We start from the raw sequence: 20317 nt of genomic DNA on the forward strand, positions 1-20317 counted from the left end.
GGGTACAAGAAACATCATAACAAACCGACGCTGCTTTTAACTTACGTTGACTAAACCATCGGCTAGCTTCCGGTCGTTGCTCAGGCGGGGCACTTTGTTTTGTCCGCCGAGCTTGCCCAAGCTTTTCATATAGCGCTGAAAAGCTCCTCTTGGCAGCGGCGTGAGCTGCAGCGGAACCAGAATGTTGCCAGTGAGCAAGTCGTCGTAGTATACGTTGCGCTTGCGGAGGCCAGCTTCCAGGGCGGCGGCAAAGGCAGCGGCATCGTGCGGCGGCCGCGCAAACTCCACGAGCCATTCGTGGCGGGAGGGCACGGCCGGGTCGTCGCTGACGCGGGGCGCGACGGTGAATTCCACTACTTCCACTTCCGGGTGCTGCTGCATGGCTTCCCGGAGGGTTTGCTCCACTTCTTCGCCAATAACATGCTCACCGAAGGCGGAGAGGAAATGCTTGATACGCCCACTCACCACCACTCGAAACGGATACTTCTGCACAAACCGAACCGTGTCGCCGATGCTGTAGCCCCACAGGCCGGCGTTGGAGTTGAGGACCAGGGCGTATTGTTGATCCAGTTCCACCTCGGCTAAAGACAGGCGGGGCGGATTGGGCTCGAAAAACCGTTCGGCCGGAATGAATTCGTAGTAGATGCCCGCGTCGAGTAGCAGTAGCAAGCCGGGGTTGCCGGGCTCGTCCTGAAAGGCCAAAAACCCTTCCGAAGCCGGAAATAGCTCGATGCTGTCTACGGGTCTCCCAATGGTGTCGAAAAGCTTTTTGCGGTAAGGCTCGAAGTTGACGCCCCCGTACACGAACAGGTTGAAATCAGGAAACACTTCCCCTACCGGCCGGCCAGTGCGCGCTACTATCTGGTCGAAGTACATCTGCACCCACGGCGGAATGCCCGAAATCAGGGTCATGGGCGCTGTTAAGGTTTCATCCACGATGCGTGCCAGCTTGGTTTCCCAATCGTCGATGCTATTGGTGGCGTAGCTCGGCAGCTGGTTGCGGCGCAGGTAGGCCGGCACGTGGTGATTGGCGATGCCGGAGAGCCGCCCCGTTGGGATACCGCCTACTTCCTCCAACTCCGGGCTTCCCGACAGAAAGATCAGCTTACCATCCAGAAAAGCACTTTTACCGGTCCGGCGCACGTAGTGCAACAGCGCGTCGCGGGCGCCATTGATGTGGTTGGGAATACTGTCTTTGGTGAGTGGAATGTATTTGGCGCCGGAAGTGGTGCCGCTGGTCTTAGCCAGATACAGCGGCTTGCCCGGCCAAAGCACGTTGGCCTCGCCGTGCTTCACCCGCTCGAAATAAGGCGCCAATGCTTCGTAATCCCGCACGGGCACCTGCCGGGCTAGGTCCTTTGCGGAGCGGACGGCCCCGAAATCATACTCTTGCCCGAAGGCCGTGTCGCTGGCCTTCGCCACAATGCCGCGAAGCACCCGTTGCTGCGTCCCAAGGGGGTCTTTTTGCCACTGCTGGTAGCGGTTGGTGACAAAAGCAGCCAATGGACGGCTAAGGGCAGATTTCAAACCCATGGGAGGTGAGATTGTGAAGGTGAAGTTGTGGGTAGAAGACGGGGCCACCGTGTTTTTCAAAGATAGAGGCCGTTTCCAAAGCAGCTACCTCAACGAAGGCGTCCCTATTCTGCTTTTTTCTCGTACTCTAACAGAACAGTTACTTTTTACTTTTTACAATCTTACCTTTTGCATCATGATCAACCAACGGGGCAACGCTGTTTGGGACGGCGACATCAAAGGCAGTGGCAACATCACCACGCAAAGCGGCACAGTTTCGGCTCCCTACTCGGTGGGCGCTCGGTTTGAGGGCCAGAAAGGCACTAATCCGGAAGAACTGATTGGAGCCGCTCATGCCGGCTGCTACACTATGTTCCTAACGGGCCAGCTCACTAAAGCCGGCGCCCAGGTAAAGCAGATTCGTACCGAATCGAAGGTAACGCTCGATACTTCAGGTGACGTACCGAAGGTGGTGAAAATCGTCCTCACCACGGAGGGAGAAGTGGAAGGCATCTCGCAGCAAGAATTTCAGAAGCAAGCCGAGAATGCCAAAGAACACTGCCCAATTTCGCAGCTACTGAGCGCCGTACCCGAAATGGAGCTTGCTTCGGCCACGCTGAAATAGACAGGTATCCTGCCACCATTCCGCTTACTGCGCGGCCGAATGAATCCGTACTAACTAGTTCAACGTTCTTACTCAGGCTCGTGCTTTGTCGAGTTGACAACGTCAACTGAGTGCCTTCCAAAACCGGCTGCGCTCCGAGCGTTGCCGGTTTTTCGCTTTCTTTGCCCTTTGTTGCGACCACTTACGCCGCTATGCCTACAGCTTCTACCCGCATTCGTCTCCAACCCGCCAACACCTCCCGCATTCCATTTTGGGGACAATTGTCTTTCGGACTTATTTGGGTGGCCTACACCCTCGCTCTGATTGTTACCGATAGCGGCCTGAACGATATGCACTTCCTGCACTACGTGTTTCTGGTTTTCAGCTTGATATACATTGGATATGTGCTCGTGCACAATGCGCCGGTGTTCGGTACGCAGAGCTACCTGGAGTTTACGCCCGGCTACATCGTGCACAAGAACGGGCTCTTTCGCCCCAAGCAAGTATTTGCCGCTGAGGCCATTAGCCGCCTGGAGTTGGTACAACAGCAAGTGCGGGTGCTTACCAAGGAAGACGGCACCTATTCGTTGAGCTTGCGTGAGGTGCGCGGCCGCAAACGCAAACGCCAACTGCGGGAGCAGCTCCGCAGCTTTGCCACTCAGTATCAAATCCCGTTGAACGACGCACAGCCAAATCTGTAGAATATATTTTGGTCTGGGGTTGAAGCCCTAACCCCAACAAAAAGCAGGGCGCTTCAAACGAAGCGCCCTGCTTTTTTCTATTTAGGATACAGCACGAGCTATTTACCCGCAAACTTCTTGCGTAGCTCCACAATCTGGCCACGGAAGTTTTTGTCGGAGTCAATTAGGTCCGAAACGGTTTGCACCGAGTGGATGACGGTGCTGTGGTCGCGGCCGCCGAAGTGATGGCCGATGCTTTTGAGGGAATGGCTGGTGTGCTCTTTGGCAAAATACATGGCTACTTGCCGCGCCGTTACCACTTCCTTTTTGCGGGTTTTAGCTTTCAGCAAATCCAGGGGCACGCTGAAGTACTCGGCGCAGGTTTTCTGGATGAAGTCGATGTTGACTTCGGCTTCCACCTCCTCGATGATATGACGAAGCGCCTGTTTGGCCATTTCGAGGTCGATTTCGCGGCGGTTGAGGCTACTCTGCGCTACCAGTGAAATAAGCACGCCTTCCAGCTCACGCACGTTGGTGTTGACGGAATGCGCCAGGTATTCCACCACCTGCGGCGGGATATCGATGCCATCCTGCTGCATTTTGTTTTGGATGATGGCCATACGCGTCTCGAAATCGGGACTTTGCAGGTCGGCGGTAAGGCCCCATTTGAAGCGGGACAACAGCCGGTCCTCCAGCCCCACCAGGTCGCGCGGGGGCCGGTCAGAGGTCATCACGATTTGCTTGCCGGCCTGGTGCAGGTGGTTGAAGATGTGGAAGAACATCTCCTGCGTCTTGTCCTTGCCCGACAGGAACTGCACATCATCCAGAATCAAGATGTCAACCAGCAGGTAGAAGTTGGCGAAATCCTGCACGGCATTAGCCCGCAGACTTTCGATGAACTGATTGGTGAACTTCTCGGCCGACACATACAACACAAATTTGTCGGAGTTGCTGGCCTTGATGTGGTTGCCAATGGCTTGCACGAGGTGCGTCTTGCCCAAACCCACGCCACCATAAATCATCAGCGGGTTGAAGCTGGTAGTGCCGGGCTTGTTGGCTACGGCCAAACCCGCCGAGCGCGACAACCGGTTACAATCGCCCTCGATATAGTTCTCGAAGGTGTAGCTGCCGTTGAGCTGCGAGTGCAGGTAGTGCCGATCAACGGCCTTGCTGGCTTCGAAGGGGTTGCGCAGCATGGTTTGCGTGGCCGGCGCGGCCGCGGCAGCCGCCACGTTGCGGGCCGACGACGACATAGGGCCGGAAGCCAGAGCCGCAGCAGGCGTAGCAACGGGTGCCGGGCCCGCCACCTTACGGGTAGTGGGCAAATTGAGGGTGCGGGGCTGGTTTTGGCTGTTGCCTTGGTCCACCACGATGCTATACTCCAGGCGCCCTTCCGGGCCTAGTTCTTGGTGAATGGCCCGCTTCAGCTCCTCGACGTAGTGCTCCTCTAAAAACTCGTAGAAATAGGTGCTCGGCACCTGAATGATGAGCACCTTGTTCTGCAACGCAACCGGAACAATGGGTAGAAACCACGTTCGGAAGCTCTGCTCACCAATGGTAGCTTGGATGACGCGAAGGCAATTGGCCCAAACTGTATGGCAGTCCTTCAACATCAAGTAGTTACAACAAAAGCAGCAGGTGCGTGAATAAAATAGAAGAGGCGCGAATGGGCCTTTGAAAGGCCCATTTTTTTTAGAGGGAGACAAAAATGTGGAAAAGTCAGGAGAGAAAAAACCGTTTTTCCACTTGTATTTGTCGAGGTTTTATCAGGCTACCCGCACGGGCACTACAGCGGCCATGGCTACGCTCGGCCGGCGGGTGCCACGCTCGAACGTATAGTCGAGGCGGCCTAGATTGATGCCCGACCACCCAACCTGGTTGATGAGCGTCTGGTGGCCGTTGGGCCCTGCTACAACGTCTGGTTTGTCGAGGAAGGTATGGGTGTGGCCGCCTAAAATCAGGTCGATGCCAGGGGCACCGGCCGTCAGCTTGAAATCGTCGACTTTGGGGCCCTGGTATTTGTAGCCGAGGTGCGAGAGGCAAACGACCAGGTCGCACTTTTCGGGGCCGCGCAACTTGGCTACCATATCCTTGGCCGTAGCGATGGGGTCGAGGTACTTGGTGGCGCCAAAGTTTTTGTCGGCTACCAAACCGGCCATTTCAATGCCGAGCCCAAACACACCGATACGGTGCCCGACTTTCTCGAACACCTTGTACGGCTGGAAGCGGCCAGCCAGGATGGTACCGCTGAAATCGTAGTTGGCAATCAGGAAGGGGAAGGCGGCGTTGGGCAACTGCTTCTGCAAACCTTCGAGGCCATTGTCGAAGTCGTGGTTGCCGAGGGTGGTAGCGTCGTACTTCATCTGGCTCATGAGCTTGTATTCCAGCTCGCCCATGAAGAAGTTGAAGTAGGGCGTGCCTTGCCAGATGTCGCCGGAATCGAGGAGGAGCACGTTTGGCTCCTGCTCCCGAATTTGCTTGATCAGGGTTGCCCGGTGGGCCATGCCGCCCATGCCGGCATATTGCGCGGCATTGTCGGGGAACGGCTCGATACGCGAGTGCATATCGTTGGTGTGCAGGATGACTAGGCGGCTGGCTTTGTCTTCGGCGGCCACGGCGGGCAAACTCAACCCTAGCAGCCCCAAGCCGGCGGCCCCTACTCCTGTATGCTTAAGAAATTCGCGACGATCCATAAGTTCATTTAACATTTATCAATTAACATTTAGCACTCAGTAGGTGATTAGCAGCTGTTTAGGACTAGAGCAACTGCTTCTTACTGAATGATAGGCACTAATTGATTTGGTGTTGTTCAAGCTTGTTAAATGTTGGTTGTTAAATGTCAATTACTCTTCACTCTTCCTTCTACCTTCGCTTCTACGGGTTTGCCTTGCTTGGTTAATTCCCGAATCTGGTCGGCAATGGCATTGCGGAGCAGCACGCCCGTGCCGCGGGGCTTAATGGACTTGAAGAAGGTCATTTGGTCGCCGCCACCGGCCAGGTAGTCGCTGATGGCAATGGTGTAGAGGCGGTCTTGGGCGGGGTTGAACGGCTGGTTGCCGATGCGGATGTTGGTGGCCTTGCCGCTAGCATCGACGGCGTAGGTGGCCCCGGAGAAGGCCATTTTCACGCGGGCGCCGTAGTCGAAGAGCTGCTGCACCACGGCGGTGGGCGCATCCAGTACGACCAGCTCGTTTTCGAAGGGCATCAGTTCAAAAACAGAGCCTAGCGTTACCGATCCGGCTGGTAGCGGGGCACGCAGGCCACCATTGCTCATTACGCCTAAGTCGATGGGCTGGCTTAGCTCCCGGCTGGCGCGGCTGCGCTGCAAGTCGGCCACGAAATTAGCCAGCGGCGATTCTCCCGAATTCTTCAACATAGCAACAGGAGCCGTTCCGATAACCGCCGTCATCTGTTCGGTTACACGCTGCTGATAGGGCGCGATGGTGGCCACCGCCGTGGGGTCGTCGGCCAAGGTTTTGCTTACGGGTTGGGCCGTAACGGGCAGCAAGCTTGGTTTGGCGACATAGCTGGCCCGCTGGCAAGCCGACGAAAACGCCAACGCAGCCAACAAGCTCAGCGCGGCAAAGCGGGAATGAAACAGGTGCATCAGAGAATCTAGAGAGGAACGGACCACAAAGGTAAGTTATACGGTGCGTTAGTTGATGCCAGGGGGTTGGCGAACCTTAATTCACTAAATTATCTTCTCGCCTAAGTGCTGCTATTCTCTCTTTTCCTTTCCTGAAATACAGGAGCTTCAATCCGGTTTCCTGGCTTGCAGCCATACATCCACTACAAATTATTTCGTTAAATCGTAGCTCAGTAGCAGGTAGTAACGGTTGAGCTTTGTACCAAGATAAATGTTATTACTGAAACCATCGGAACGCTCGTAGCGCAGCTCCAAGGCTAGATTACGAGCGTTTGCTTTAGCAGTAGTTACTCCCACGCTACCCACTATGCCCTGCTCCAGCTCCTTTGGCTCATAGATATAAGGCGCCCAACGGGTATAGGTCCGAGGATTGGCATACACGTTTTCAGTCCGGAACCTGTTATGAGTTCTAAGCAGGTAACTAGCGCTATAACCAACTTGCAGAAAAGGCCTGACACCTCCTTTAGGCAAGGTGTAGCGTACCAGCAGCGGCACCCTGATGCTGGCTAAGTCTACCTCGCCCTGCTGCGGGTTAAGCAGGCCATTGGCCAGGACCCGGTCTCGCTTATACGTAAATGACTGCTGCTCGTAAAGCGCTTCTATTCTAACGGCAAGCTTAGGATTCAGCGCCCCCAACTTAGCTGTCAGGCTAACTCCAACTACCGGCGCGGGAGTTGCTTGCTCGCGGTTGCTGGGTACGTAGTCGCCGTAAAAAATCAGCTGGCTGCTTTCACCGCCTAGTAGTACCCCAAGCCGCACGTTTTTCTCCCGGCTGGCGCTAGCGGGTGCTACCGACACTCCGCCTACGCAACTGTTGTACTGCTGCACCAGCCGGATCATGTCGCTTTCAAAATAGGGCAGGTTACTTATGGTTGCTTGCACTGCCAAACAAGACTGCATGGCATTAGCCAGCGTCCGGCGATAGTGTGTGGTTTTTTGCTGGTAGATGTGGCCTTTGACTTCAGTTTGCTGCGTAGCCTGAATTAGCTCCTGTAGCAAACCAGCCCGCAACTGCAGATAGTAATGGTCGTTGTTTTTGCTGTCGCGCAGGTAGAGCAAACTGGCTGGCCCTTGCACGAGTACTTCCAGGAATACGGGCAGCCGGATAGAATCCCGGACCGTATTCGTCAACAAAGACTGGCGCGCCAGCGAATCAACTAAGGTAACGACGGCGCTTTGGTAGACTTGGCTGCCAAGTGCCCCGTAGCCACGAAGCTGAGGCGGCTGGTACTCGGTAACGGTAGTGGTGCCTACAGAGCGAAAGCGGCTAATACGGGCATTGCGCTGCGCGCCGCGCAGGTCTACTTGTCCGCGAAGGGTATCGCCGGAGGCAAGAACTACATAGCCACGGCGAAAATTGGATTGTGCTAAAAGCGACCCGCACCACAAAATCAAGCCACACAGGAATAGATATTTTTTCACAATTTATATTGAAAGTAAAACAATGGGGTACAAATATATTGTCCTGCTTGCATTGTTCCAATAATAGCCCAACGGGCGGTTTCTGTCCTCGAACCGGTATCTTTAGCCCGTTCCTTCGGGCCGTTTTCATCCTCCCACCTGCGTTTTGCTATGCCTGACACGCCGCGCCCCGCGTCTGTTTCTTTTTCCGAATTTGAACCCGTGAGCACCGAGGCCTGGCGGGCCCGCATTGCGCGCGACCTGAAGGGCACCGACCCCGCCACGCTGCACTGGCAAACCCCCGATGGCTTCGTGCTGGAGCCTTTTTACCACCGTGAAGCCCTAGAGGCCCTGCCCGAACCTCCTGCCCCGCAACTGCGCCCCGGCGCGATGGGCAACAGTTGGCGCAACGTGCCCACTTACTCGGTGCCGGCGGGCGAAAAAGGCCACGGCACCATTCAGCGGGCAGCCGAGGCATTAACCCGCGGGGCCGATGGGGTCCATTTTGTGCTAAATGACGCCGACAGTTTCGACGTGGAGTTTTTGCACGCGCATCTGCCGCTGGATGCCACGTATGTCGGCTTTTCGCTCACGGCAACGCCAGCGGCTTTTGTGCAACGGTTGCTGGCAACGGGAGCTACGCAATTGCGCGGGTTTCTGCAGTGTGACCCCGTCAGTTGCCACTTGCCTAATTTGAAGAGCCAGATGCACGAGCTGCGGGAGGTGCTGACCCTAACGCAAAGTATGCCCGACTTTCAGGCCATCACCATACAAACGGCCTTTTTCGGTAACCGGGGCGCTACGGCTACGCAGCAGGTGGCGTTTGCGTTGGCAGCGGCGGCCGCTTACCTGAACGAGCTACCCACCGAAACCTTAACCCCTGCCGACGTAGCGGCCGCTATGCGAGTGCACCTAGCGGTTAACCCCAATTACTTTTTCGAGATCAGCAAGCTCCGCGCCCTGCGCCGGCTGTGGGCTACGCTGCTGTACGCCTACGGCCTCCCACCCGAAGTTGCGCAAGTGCCCATATTCGCCGAAACAGCGTCGTGGAGCCAGACTACGCTCGATGCGCACACCAACCTGCTGCGCGTAACCACCGAAGCCATGAGTGCCGTGCTCGGCGGCGCCGATGTGCTTAGCGTCCGTCCTTTCGATTGTTTGTTTCACGACTCCAACGAATTTTCGGACCGTTTGGCCCGCAACCTATCGGTGCTGCTGCGCGAGGAGGCGGGTTTCGGACAGGTACAGGACGCGGCAGCAGGTTCCTACTACCTGGAAACACTTACTGATACGCTGGCCCGCGAAGCTTGGGCGCTGTTTCAGCAGATTGAGGCGAAGGGTGGGCTACCCGTAGCTATTGGCTTGGTGATGCAGGAGTTGCACACGGCGGCGCAGGCGCAATTCCAGCGCATTGCCACCGGCGAGCAGGTGGTAGTAGGCACCAACCGGTTTCAAAATACCCGCGAGCATTTCGACTTCAACCCCAAAAAGCTGTTGCGCAGCCGCGAATTCGACTCGACGCGCGCCACCTATCCGTCGGAGGTACTACGGCTGGCCACGAGCCTGCACTTTGAGCGCCGCGAGAAAAAGCGCAAACGGGCTGCCGTGGTGCTGCTTGGCGCGCATACCAACCAGCTGATTGAAGAGTCGTTTCTGCGGTTGTTGCCGGAGCAGGAGCAGTCCACCCTGCGCGAGTCGCATCCGGTGGGGACGCTGTCGGTGCTGTTTTCTTCGACCGAGGAGGCTATTTTGATGTATGCCACGCCGGAACAATTCGGCCGCTTTGCCCGCTACATCTACCGGATTGCGGAAGACGACTCGACCTTTGTACCACCTGTACTGGTCACCGCCGACCTGGCCACCATGCAGGAAGCCGTACGCGTGTTTGGCTTCCAGGAATTTAAGGTCCAAGGCCGTAGCACCGAAGAAGTGCTGGCCCGGTTGCAGGGAAAAGATTGAGTTGCCAGTTGCCGGTTGTCAGTTGCCAGTAGCATTCAGCTAGCAAGGATAACCGGTCGTTGAAATCAAGCTTGCAACTGGCAATTCACAACCCACATCTGATCTATGAAACCCGACTTCTCCATTATTCCTTATAATGCCGCCACGCTGCCAGCTGTACCCATTGCTGAGGCTACCACCGTTACGCCCGAAGGCATAGCGCTAAAAGGCTACTATACTGCCGAGGATGTGGCGGGCTTCGAGCACCTCGGGTTTGGCGCGGGACAGGCACCCTACTTGCGCGGCCCCTACCCTACTATGTACGTGCAGAACCCCTGGACTGTGCGGCAGTATGCGGGGTTCAGTACGGCCGAGGAAAGCAATGCCTTCTACCGGCGCAACCTGGCGGGCGGGCAGAAAGGTCTGTCGGTGGCGTTTGACTTGGCTACCCACCGCGGCTATGACTCCGACCACCCGCGGGTGGTGGGCGACGTAGGCAAGGCCGGCGTCGCCATCGATTCGGTGGAGGACATGAAGATTCTCTTCGACCAGATTCCGCTGGATCAGATGTCGGTGAGCATGACCATGAACGGGGCGGTACTGCCCATCATGGCCTTTTATATAGTAGCGGCCGAGGAACAGGGCGTGAGCCCCGACAAGCTGGCGGGCACCATTCAGAACGATATTCTGAAGGAGTTCATGGTGCGCAACACCTACATCTACCCGCCGCTGCCGAGCATGCGCATCATTGCCGACATCTTTGCGTACTCGGCGCAGCACATGCCCAAATTCAACAGCATCAGCATTTCGGGCTACCACATGCAGGAAGCCGGCGCTACCGCTGATTTAGAGTTGGCCTACACCCTGGCGGATGGGCTGGAGTACGTGCGGGCGGGTTTGGCGGCGGGCATGACCATCGACCAGTTTGCGCCGCGCCTGTCGTTTTTCTGGGCCATTGGCATGAACCACTTCATGGAAATTGCCAAGCTCCGGGCCGGCCGGTTGCTGTGGGCCAAGCTGCTGAAGCAATTCAACCCGCAGAACCCCAAGAGTTTGGCGCTGCGCACGCACTGCCAAACCTCGGGCTACTCGCTCACCGAGCAGGACCCGTTCAACAACGTGGCCCGCACCGCCATTGAGGCGCTGGCCGCCGCGCTGGGCGGCACCCAAAGCCTGCACACCAACGCCCTCGACGAGGCCATTGCCCTGCCCACCGACTTCTCGGCCCGCATTGCCCGCAACACGCAGCTCTACCTCCAGCACGAAACCGACATCACCCGCGTGGTGGATCCCTGGGGCGGCTCTTACTACGTGGAAACCCTCACCCACGAGTTGGCTAACAAAGCCTGGGCGCTGATTCAGGAAGTGGAAGAGTTAGGCGGCATGGCCAAGGCCATTGAAACCGGCCTGCCCAAGCTGCGCATCGAGGAAGCCTCGGCCCGCAAGCAGGCCCGCATCGACTCGGGCAAGGAAGTGATTGTGGGCGTGAACCGCTACCGCCTCACCCCGGAGCAGCAAGCTCAGGAAACGCAAATCGAAATTCTCGACATCGACAATGCCGCCGTGCGGGAGTCGCAGATTGCGCGCCTCAACAAGATTAAAGCGGAGCGCGACAACGCCGCCGTGCAGCAGGCCCTGGCTGCCCTGACGGAAGCCGCCCGTATGACCTCACCCCCTAGCCCCCTCTCCCGTGGAGAGGGGGAACTAGCTTCTGGTTTTCTAGAGCTAAAAGCTAAGGCTAGTTCCCCCTCTCCACGGGAGAGGGGGCTAGGGGGTGAGGCCCCCGCCGAGAACAACCTCCTAACTCTGGCCGTGCAGGCTGCCCGCTTGCGTGCCACGCTCGGCGAAATTTCGGATGCGCTAGAAGTTGTGTACGGCCGCCACCAAGCCACCATTCGTACGGTATCGGGTGTTTACTCGCAGGAAATGGACTACGACGCAGAATTTGCCAAAGCCCGCCAGGCGGCCGACGAGTTTGCCGCCAAAGAAGGCCGCCGCCCCCGCATGATGGTAGCCAAAATGGGCCAAGACGGCCACGATCGGGGCTCGAAAATCATTGCCACTTCCTTTGCCGACGTGGGTTTCGACGTGGACATTGCCCCCCTCTTCCAAACCCCCAACGAGGTAGCCCGCCAAGCGGCCGAAAACGACGTGCACGTAGTAGGCGTGAGCAGCCTCGCCGCCGGCCACAAAACCCTGATTCCGCAGCTCATCCAGGAGCTACAGCAGCTCGGCCGCGAAGACATCCTTGTCATTGCCGGCGGCGTCATCCCCGCCCAAGACTACGATTTCCTATACAACGCTGGTGTAGCCGGGGTGTATGGGCCGGGAACGGTCATTGCTGTAGCGGCGCAGGAGATATTGGAGAAGTTGGGTGTAGAATAAGTTTAAGGTTCACTGATTAAGACGCGTTATATGTCGCTATTCGCAGAAGTGGACCTGTTGAAAAAGGAGTTGGACGAGTTGCGTCCCCTCTCGCCGGAGCAGGAGGCGCGTATTCTGCAAAAGTTTCGGCTGGACTGGAATTATAATTCCAATGCTATTGAAGGCAACTCCCTAACACTTGGCGAAACCCGCTCACTCCTGCTACACGGCCTAACGGCAGCTGGCAAACCTATTCGTGACCATTTGGATATAAAAGGACATAACGAAGCAGTGCTTTGGCTAGAAGAAATTGTACGGAATGAACGCCCCTTGACCGAACAATTTATCCGGGGAATGCATGAAGTATTGTTGGGCGAAGGCTACGATGTACCGGCGCAAACGCCCGACGGACAGCCGACCCGCAAGCATATTCAGCCGGGCCGCTACAAATCTGGCCCCAACAACGTGCAGACGGCCACCGGCGAAATGTTCTACTTCGCCAGCCCCGAAGAAACGCCTGGCAAAATGACGGACCTCGTGGACTGGTACCGGTCGGAAGCCGAGCAAGCTACCCTGCACCCGGTGGCTTTGGCCGCTGAATTCCACTATCGCTTCGTCCGCATCCATCCCTTCGATGATGGTAACGGGCGCATGTCGCGTCTGCTGATGAACCTGATTCTAATGAGACATGGATACCCTATGACGGTTATCAGAGCTACGGACCGTAACAGGTACCTAGCGGCATTAGCCGAGGCCGACGCTGGTGAAATAGAGCCGTTCTTTCATTTCGTCAGCGAAAGTGTGGAATCCTCTCTACAACTTATGATTCGCGCCGCCAAAGGTGAATCCATTGATGAACCTGATGATCTAGATAAGAAGCTGGCTCTGCTAAAAAAACAAGTATTGAGCCGAGAAGATGTACTTGAGATGACCTGGAATATGGATACCCAAGCAAAACTATGGCATAACTTAATTTCGTTCTGGTTTGAAGATTTATCAAAACAGCTTTTACGCTTCGACGAACTCTTCCTATCTAAACAAGTAGTTTTTTATTATCCAGATGTTTCTCCAAGGCCAGTGACATATGGTGATACTCAGTCAAAAGACAGACCTCCTATTTGTAACGCTGACCGTAGTTTTGAAGGCGCTTTATACACAGCTGAAAAAGTATTAGGAATTAATTCTCAGCAGTTAGTTATGAATTTTCAGTTAAATTTTTTTTGGTTAGAATTTAGATTTTTAAAACATGTATTCAACCTCAGCCTTCTAGTGGATTTCAGATTCGATAAGTATAAGCACGATACTTTCGCTTTGATCTCTCATGCCGATGATAAATTTTCTGGCGAAAAAAATATCATACTTACAAGCGTTTACAAAAATCAGTATGATCATTTATACATACAAAAGATAAATTATACTCTCGCTAATAAAGTTTACGAATTCATTGCCGCTAAAATAGCTGAAGCTGGTACCCAGTAACATTCTAATCCTATTACTGGTAACTCATCTCATGCAAATCACCCCCGACGACCAAGAAGACGCGGACATTGACTGGTTTGCCACGGACAGCAACGGACATATCCTGCACGTGGCGTCTGGCGGCGGAATACTACCTGAGTCGGTGGCGGCTTCGCAGGAGGTGCTGCTGGAGCTGCACCAGTATTTCCTGACGCTGCCGGAACTTGAGGTGGCGGAAATAGTGAATGGCGCAGACGAAGCAAGCAGCCACCGGAGCGTGGCCCGCTACGCCCGGCGGGGGCTGTTTTCGTTCGAGAAAACCCGCCTGCACGAGCGGGCCGATACGCGCTACCACCTGGTGGCCCGGCCGCTTCAGCCGCTGCTGGTGACTGAGCTTCCTAAGCCTATTGCCGAACTATTGAGCAGGACCAAGCTACCCATTCCCGTTGCTCAGCAGACTTCCATTGACGGTTCTGGCATCCTGTAGGTCGGGCCTTTTTCGCTTCAGCGAAGTAGCCTTGTTTCAGCCTGGCAGCGGGAACAGGCGGTAGCGTAGCCGCCAAACGCAAACAACCCGCTTCGTCCGGATCCGGACGAGGCGGGTTGTTTGCGTTTAATCTGGCTCGCTTAACTGCGGCGGCCGGAGTCGCGACGGTCGTTGCCGCGCTGGTTGTTTGGGCGGTCAGCCATTTGGCGCTGACGCTCCTGGCGCTTGGCTTCGAATTGGGCGTACTGCTTTTTCGACAATACATCCTTAAGCTTCTTGTCTGAGCTTTCACGAATACTTTTTACGTCGGCCCGCATTTGGCTACGGTCGTTGCCGGAGCGGCTGCGCAGGGCTTGCATCTGTTGCTGCTGCTCCTGGAAGATCTTCTCGATTTTCGACTTTTGCTTGCTGCTCAGGCCGAGCTTCTTGGTCATTTCGTCGAGGCGACGTTGCTGGTTTTGAGCACCACGCTGGCCTTTATCGTGGCGATGGTCTTTCCCCTGACCCTGGCGCTGCTCCTGGCCAAAGGCGGCAGTGGTAGCGGCGAAGGTGCTGGCACCAAACGAGGTGGCGAGGCTAAGGAGAAGGGCGAGGCTAAAAAGTTGCTTTTTCATGGTAAATGGGCTTGAAGTCTGTTTTAGAGGAAGTGTAGAACGTTGCGTTCTGCGTGTCTTCTTTCAAACCCAATGCCGCATTGCGGCCGTGTAAGTCCTACTCTATCAACAGCCCAAAAGAATCGATGGTTTGCCGGGTACGCTCGCCTATCTAGCCGGCTTGAAACAAAGCGCCCGCCTCGTTTCAGTAAGAACGAGGCGGGTGTTTTGTTTTGATGAGCACCTGTGTTTCCTAAACGAGGTAGAGACGCGAACCGAAGGTCGGCGCAGCCAAGTGTCGCGCCTCTACCTCGTTCACTTCGCAAAACGACTTTAGATCTTATTAGGAAGCAGTTGTGCTAGTAGGCGCTGAGAGCGGAATTGCTTCGTAATGAGTAGCTACAATGCCGTGGTCTTCGATATGGGGCGTGGTGAGGGTAGCGCTGCTTACCAGGCTGGCACTAGCTACAGAATTGTTACTCGTTGTGGTACTACCGCTGGTGGTAGTGGTTGTCTTGGCTTTGTTGGCGTCGCGCTTGCCGAGCAGCCACCAGGTGGCGGCGGCGGTAGCGGCAGCCATGAGCGTGTTCTTCAACACGGGGCTGGTATTGGCGCGGGTGTAAACGCTGGTTTTCATGACGTAGCCCGGATGGTCGCCGTGCTCGTGGCCGTCGTCGCCGGCGTGGTGCAGGGCGCCTTGGGGGTTGCGGGGCAACTCGTCGCGCTTTTGCTCTTTGAACATCATGCCTTCGCTCATTTTGTCCATGACTCGCGGCGCGTGCTTGTTGAAAGAGCTCATGAATTTTCCGCCCCCCCCGATGTAGATATCACGCTCCGGATGCTCGGCGGCGTACAGGATGGCGTTGGCTACTTCCTCGGGCTCGTAGACGGGCGGCGGCAGCTTGGGCTCCTTATCCATATAGTTGCGGGCGTGCTGCGGGAAGGGCGTATTGATGGCGGCGGGCTTGATGAGCGTCACCGAAATAGGCGCGCCTTCTTCCTCCAACTCCAGGCGCAAGGCATCAGTGAAGCCTTTGATGGCGTGCTTGCTGGCGCAGTACATGCCTTGCAGCGGAAACGCCACGTCGGAGGCCACGCTACCCACGTTGATGATGGCGCCGCCGCGCTGCTTGAGGTGCCGGGCCGCGGCCAACGAGCCGTAGTTCATGCCCCAAAAGTTGGTTTCGAAGAGGCGGCGGTTGTCTTCGTCGCTCACTTCTTCGAGACGGCCCCAAATGGAAATACCCGCATCGTTGACCCACGTGTCGAAGCCGCCGAACTGCTGGATGGCGGTTTCGGCAATGCGCGCAATATCGGCTTGGTTGGCTACGTCGGCGGGTACGACTACCACGCGGGCACCCTGGCTTGTCAGCTCTTGCTCGATGTGGCGCAGCTCACCTTCGTTGCGGGCAGCCAGCACCAGCTGCGCGCCTCGTTTTGCGGCCATGCGGGCCGTAGACAGCCCGATGCCGCTGCTGGCGCCGGTAATGACAATGGTTTGTTGCTTAAGGGGCTTGAGGTTGAGGGTCATGGGCGTCTTGCTTTACCTAGTGGACGTTCGGTTTCGTGGGCTGCCGCTCCGACTATGATTGCCGGAAAACCAGGCAGGAACAGTACATACGCAGGCCAAGCAGCCAGGATATTGCCGAGCTACCCCTACCGACGAGCCTACGCAGTAGCTTTAAATCGTAATCTTGGCTTGAGAAACCCAACCAATCAGGTCGTCAGGCTAACGAGAGGAAGCATCTCGCGTCCTGAGGTTGTGCTAATCACACCACGTAAGATGCTTCCTCTCGCCAGCACAATAGTTGGTACCACAACGTCAGCACGCGAGATGCTTCGGCTACGCTTCTGCATGACTGTTCTTTTCGACCTTTGTCTATTCGACAGATGCCTTTTAGTTTTCCATTGAACCCCACTGCCTCTATGCTGCCTCGCCCGGATTCAACTTATCCAACCGTTGTTCTTTTTGATTTAGACGATACGCTCTTCGACCATGCCAACACGGCGCGGGCGGCTCTGGCTAACTCCACGGCGGGACTCCCGGAGTTTCAGGGCGTGGACCTGGAAGTGCTTTATCAGCAGTACAGCGAAATTCTGGAAGAAATGCACCCGCAGGTACTGGCTGGTCGCTACTCGTATGAAGATGCGCGCCGCCTGCGTTTCCAGCGCCTGCTTACGCCGTATGGGCTAGGCACCACGCCCACCGAGGCCGACCAGTTTGCGCGCCGGCACTATGCCAACTACCAGCACCTGCGCCGGCCGGTGGCGGGCGCCCTGCCGTTACTGGAAGCCCTGAAGCCGCACCACCGAATTGGCATAGTAACCAACAACCGCACGTCCGAGCAGCAAGAGAAGCTGGCGCAGCTTGGCATGACGCACCTGGTTGACGCCCTCATCACCTCCGAAGACGTGGGCGTGACGAAGCCTGATGCCCGCATCTATCAGGTGGCCCTGGAGCGCCTGCACGCTAGCCCCGCCGAAACAGTAATGGTAGGCGACAACTGGCTGGCCGATGTAGTAGGCGCGCTGGCGGTTGGGATTCGTCCGTTGTGGCTGAACCGCTTTGGAGGCACGCGGGCCTTAGCCCACGTTGATGAAATCACTAGCCTGGAACCACTGGAGGATGTTTCGCTGAAAATCAGGGGGCAGGCGTTTGTTGCAGCCCATTGACTTCACTTACGCCGCCCGTTGACTATGACTTGATTAAGAGGACGCTACGCGGGACCTATCGCCTGCCGTCTAGCTCTAGGTAACGCCAGTCAAGAGCTTCTTGATTGAAATGCAACCGACCGTGTAGTATATTTTGCAACAACAGGCCGTCATTGTTATATGAATAAATATTATTCGGTTTTTTATAAGTTGGCAAGTGCGCTTCTGCTGGCGACCACTCTGCCTTTCTCCACTACAGCCCAACCAACAAAACCTGCTCCGCCCACGGCACCTTATACCTGGAAAAGCGTACAAATGGTGGGCGGGGGCTTTGTGGATGGCATCGTGTTTCACCCCAAAGAAAAAGGCCTACGCTACTGCCGCACCGATATGGGTGGTGCTTACCGCTGGAACGACGCCACCAAGCGTTGGGAGCCGCTGCTGGATTGGGTTTCCTACGAAGACACCAACCTGATGGGCGTGGAAAGCATAGGCCTCGACCCCGCCGACCCGAACCGCCTCTACCTGGCCTGCGGCACCTACACCAACCCCCGCGCCCCCAACGCAGCCGTGTTGCGCTCCAACGACCGGGGCAAAACCTTCCAGCGCACCAACATGCCCTTTAAGATGGGCGGCAACGAAAACGGCCGGGGTAACGGAGAGCGGCTAGCCGTCGACCCCAACAACGGCAACATCCTCTACCTTGGCACCCGCCACGACGGCCTCTGGCGCAGCCTCGACCGGGGCGCCACCTGGAGCCAAGTTGAAAGCTTCCCCGACATCCAGGAAGTTCTACCCGCCAACCTGAGCCCCGAAGAACAGCGCCGGAGCCGGCAAAATCAGGGTAGCGGCGTGGTTTTCGCCGTATTTGACCCGCGTAGCGGCACCCGCGGCAAAGGCAGTTCCACGCTGTATGTGGGGGCCTCGCTCATGGGCCGTGACAACCTGTGGCGCAGCACCGATGCCGGCGCCACCTGGCAGCCGGTGCCAGGCCAACCCACGCAATACCGCCCCGGCCACGCCGTGCTGGCCCCCGATGGCACTCTGTACCTTTCCTACGGCACCAGCCCCGGCCCTAGCCAAATGCGCGATGGCGGTATCTGGAAGCTGAATACCGCCACCAACGCCTGGATGAACATCACCCCCGACAAGCCCGACCCGGCTGCCGGCCGCACGTTCGGCTACGGCGCCGTGGCGGTGGATGCACGGCATCCGCAATGGCTGATTGCCAGCTCGTTCGGGCGCTACCAGGCCGGGGGCGAAGACCTGTTCCGCAGCACCGACGGGGGCAAGTCGTGGAAGCCAGTGTTTAAAGGCGCCAATCCGGGTACTTACGATTACACCCTGGCCCCCTACGTGAAGGCCACGGGGATTCACTGGCTGCTTGATATTGAAATCGACCCGTTTGATTCCAACCACGCCTTGTTCACGACCGGCTACGGTGGCCACGAAACCTTCAACCTGACCGATGTGGAAGCCGGCAAGCCGAGCAAGTGGAGCGTGATGAGCACTGGCATCGAGGAAACGGTGGCGCTGGAGCTGCTGAGTCCGCCCAAGGGTGCGCACCTGGTTTCAGCCATCGGCGACTACGGCGGCTTCGTGCACCGCGACCTGGATAAGCCAGCACCCGAGGGCAACTTCACGCACCCGCACTTCGCCAACACCGATGGCGTGGCCTGCGCCGAGCTGAAACCGGAAACTCTGGTACGCGTTGGCGTGGGCTCGCACCAAGTCGGCGGCGGCAACATCGGCTACTCGCTGGACGGCGGCCAGACCTGGAACCCCACCCCTGCCGCGCCGCAGCCCACCAGCCAGCGCGGCCATATTGCCGTGGGAGCCGACGGCCGCACCTGGATCTGGACGCCCGAGAAGAGCGCGCCCTACGTTACGGCCGACCAGGGCGCCACCTGGACCGCCGTGCAAGGCCTCCCCGACAACACCCGCGTACTGGCCGACCGCCTCAACCCGCGTACCTTCTACGCCCTGGATCTGTTTGGCGGCCAGCTCTTCACCAGCCTCGACGCGGGCCTCACCTTCTCGGCGCAGCCCCTCACGCTGCCCAACGGCCTGCCCCAAACCCGCCAAAACCGCGGCGACATCCGCGGCGGCCAAGACCGCCTCTACGCCGCCCCCACCAACACCGCCGGCGACCTGTGGCTGGCCGCCTTCGACGGCCTTTACCACGCCCCCGACGCCGGCAAAACCTTCACCAAAGCCGCAGCGGTGCAGGAAATCCACGGGTTTGGGTTTGGCAAGGCCGCGCCCGGCGCTGCGTATCCGGCCCTCTACCTGATAGGTGTCGTCAATGGCACCCGCGGCTTCTTCCGCTCCACCGATGCGGCCCGCACCTGGACCCGCATCAACGACGACCAGCACCAGTGGGGCCTCGTCCTGCACATCACCGGCGACCCCAAGCAATACGGCCGCGTTTACGTAGGCACCCACGGCCGCGGCACTTTCTACGGCGACGAAGTGAAAAACGGGAAGTAGAGAATGTGGCAGGAACTAGAGCTAGCCTCTACTCTTCCAGCTCCGATTCTCACTCGCCTTATTCTAACCCTCCTCCGCCTCAAAAAGGCGGTGCCATATTTCCTTGGGTTACGTATCGAAAGGTGTTCCTTTCCACTATACTTCCTATGAGCAGAGACACTTTTTCCACTGGCCCCTCGGGCGTGTACAGCCAAATCGAGCAGGATGGGCAAGTCGTGACGGTTGTGAAACTGCAGGACGGGCTGCCCCACGCTACCCCGGAACTGCGGCAGCAACTTATGCAGCAGCTGAATCTGAGTTCCAACGACTTGCTGCTGGTACTGCGCTCCGACGGGAGCGAGCCAGACCAAGGCACCGCACAGGACCTCTACAACCAATATCTGTCAACCAATACCGCCGCCGTGGCCGATGTAACCTGGATACCTATTCCCTAGGCTCTCGACGGTGCTTTGTTTATAGCAATGGAAAAGGGCCCGGCAACTTGCTGGGCCC

At 57.2% G+C, this 20317-nt stretch carries 16 protein-coding genes; 9 read left to right on the forward strand and 7 right to left on the reverse strand.

Annotation, left to right across the window (positions count from 1 at the left end; translation table 11 throughout):
* Positions 1-36: 36 nt before the first annotated feature.
* Entirely contained in the window at positions 37-1533 is a 1497-nt protein-coding gene (locus VF639_RS20400) for a GH3 auxin-responsive promoter family protein (protein WP_331147788.1), read from the reverse strand.
* A gap of 175 nt (positions 1534-1708) precedes the next feature.
* Here VF639_RS20400 and VF639_RS20405 point away from each other — a divergent pair, with 175 nt between their 5' ends.
* Positions 1709-2137: an OsmC family peroxiredoxin gene (locus VF639_RS20405; protein ID WP_331147789.1), complete on the forward strand. Its 429-nt coding sequence runs from the start codon at positions 1709-1711 to the stop codon at positions 2135-2137.
* A gap of 191 nt (positions 2138-2328) precedes the next feature.
* Positions 2329-2817, forward strand: a complete 489-nt coding sequence (locus VF639_RS20410) for a hypothetical protein (protein ID WP_331147790.1) — start codon at positions 2329-2331, stop codon at positions 2815-2817.
* A 98-nt stretch (positions 2818-2915) separates the two neighbouring features.
* Here the strand turns inward: VF639_RS20410 and dnaA are convergent, their stop codons facing one another.
* From dnaA to VF639_RS20430, 4 genes are all read right to left on the reverse strand, one after another.
* Positions 2916-4409, reverse strand: coding sequence for a chromosomal replication initiator protein DnaA (gene dnaA / locus VF639_RS20415; RefSeq protein ID WP_331147791.1), 1494 nt, complete (start codon positions 4407-4409; stop codon positions 2916-2918).
* Positions 4410-4562: 153 nt separating this feature from the next.
* Positions 4563-5489: a bifunctional metallophosphatase/5'-nucleotidase gene (locus VF639_RS20420; RefSeq protein ID WP_331147792.1), complete on the reverse strand. Its 927-nt coding sequence runs from the start codon at positions 5487-5489 to the stop codon at positions 4563-4565.
* A 146-nt stretch (positions 5490-5635) separates the two neighbouring features.
* Complete coding sequence (locus tag VF639_RS20425) at positions 5636-6430, reverse strand: 5'-nucleotidase C-terminal domain-containing protein (RefSeq protein ID WP_331147793.1); 795 nt, start codon at positions 6428-6430, stop codon at positions 5636-5638.
* Positions 6431-6592: 162 nt separating this feature from the next.
* The gene (locus tag VF639_RS20430; RefSeq protein WP_331147794.1) at positions 6593-7864 is read right to left on the reverse strand and encodes a porin family protein; all 1272 of its coding nucleotides are present in this window, start codon (positions 7862-7864) and stop codon (positions 6593-6595) included.
* 150 nt (positions 7865-8014) lie between these two features.
* Here VF639_RS20430 and VF639_RS20435 point away from each other — a divergent pair, with 150 nt between their 5' ends.
* The 4 genes from VF639_RS20435 to VF639_RS20450 all read left to right on the forward strand — a co-directional run bounded on the left by VF639_RS20435 (position 8015) and on the right by VF639_RS20450 (position 14090).
* Complete coding sequence (locus VF639_RS20435; protein WP_331147795.1) at positions 8015-9802, forward strand: methylmalonyl-CoA mutase family protein; 1788 nt, start codon at positions 8015-8017, stop codon at positions 9800-9802.
* A gap of 105 nt (positions 9803-9907) precedes the next feature.
* Entirely contained in the window at positions 9908-12166 is a 2259-nt protein-coding gene (scpA, locus tag VF639_RS20440) for a methylmalonyl-CoA mutase (protein ID WP_331147796.1), read from the forward strand.
* 30 nt (positions 12167-12196) lie between these two features.
* A complete protein-coding gene (locus tag VF639_RS20445; RefSeq protein ID WP_331147797.1) occupies positions 12197-13624 on the forward strand; it encodes a Fic family protein in 1428 nt (475 codons plus the stop codon).
* Positions 13625-13655: 31 nt separating this feature from the next.
* Positions 13656-14090 (forward strand): hypothetical protein, encoded by a 435-nt coding sequence (locus tag VF639_RS20450; RefSeq protein WP_331147798.1) that lies wholly within the window; start codon positions 13656-13658, stop codon positions 14088-14090.
* A gap of 140 nt (positions 14091-14230) precedes the next feature.
* Here the strand turns inward: VF639_RS20450 and VF639_RS20455 are convergent, their stop codons facing one another.
* Both VF639_RS20455 and VF639_RS20460 read right to left on the reverse strand, forming a co-directional pair.
* The gene (locus tag VF639_RS20455) at positions 14231-14704 is read right to left on the reverse strand and encodes a hypothetical protein (RefSeq protein ID WP_331147799.1); all 474 of its coding nucleotides are present in this window, start codon (positions 14702-14704) and stop codon (positions 14231-14233) included.
* Between the two features lie 322 nt (positions 14705-15026).
* The gene (locus VF639_RS20460; protein WP_331147800.1) at positions 15027-16214 is read right to left on the reverse strand and encodes an SDR family oxidoreductase; all 1188 of its coding nucleotides are present in this window, start codon (positions 16212-16214) and stop codon (positions 15027-15029) included.
* A 395-nt stretch (positions 16215-16609) separates the two neighbouring features.
* On the opposite strand from VF639_RS20460, the gene VF639_RS20465 reads away from it, so the two are divergent.
* The 3 genes from VF639_RS20465 (at position 16610) to VF639_RS20475 (ending at position 20259) form a co-directional block, all read left to right on the forward strand.
* A complete protein-coding gene (locus VF639_RS20465) occupies positions 16610-17356 on the forward strand; it encodes an HAD family hydrolase (protein WP_331147801.1) in 747 nt (248 codons plus the stop codon).
* 189 nt (positions 17357-17545) lie between these two features.
* Complete coding sequence (locus tag VF639_RS20470; protein ID WP_331147802.1) at positions 17546-19825, forward strand: beta propeller repeat protein; 2280 nt, start codon at positions 17546-17548, stop codon at positions 19823-19825.
* Positions 19826-19971: 146 nt separating this feature from the next.
* Positions 19972-20259 (forward strand): hypothetical protein, encoded by a 288-nt coding sequence (locus VF639_RS20475; RefSeq protein ID WP_331147803.1) that lies wholly within the window; start codon positions 19972-19974, stop codon positions 20257-20259.
* Positions 20260-20317 lie beyond the last annotated feature (58 nt).

This window comes from Hymenobacter sp., from assembly GCF_036387835.1.
Taxonomy (GTDB): domain Bacteria; phylum Bacteroidota; class Bacteroidia; order Cytophagales; family Hymenobacteraceae; genus Hymenobacter.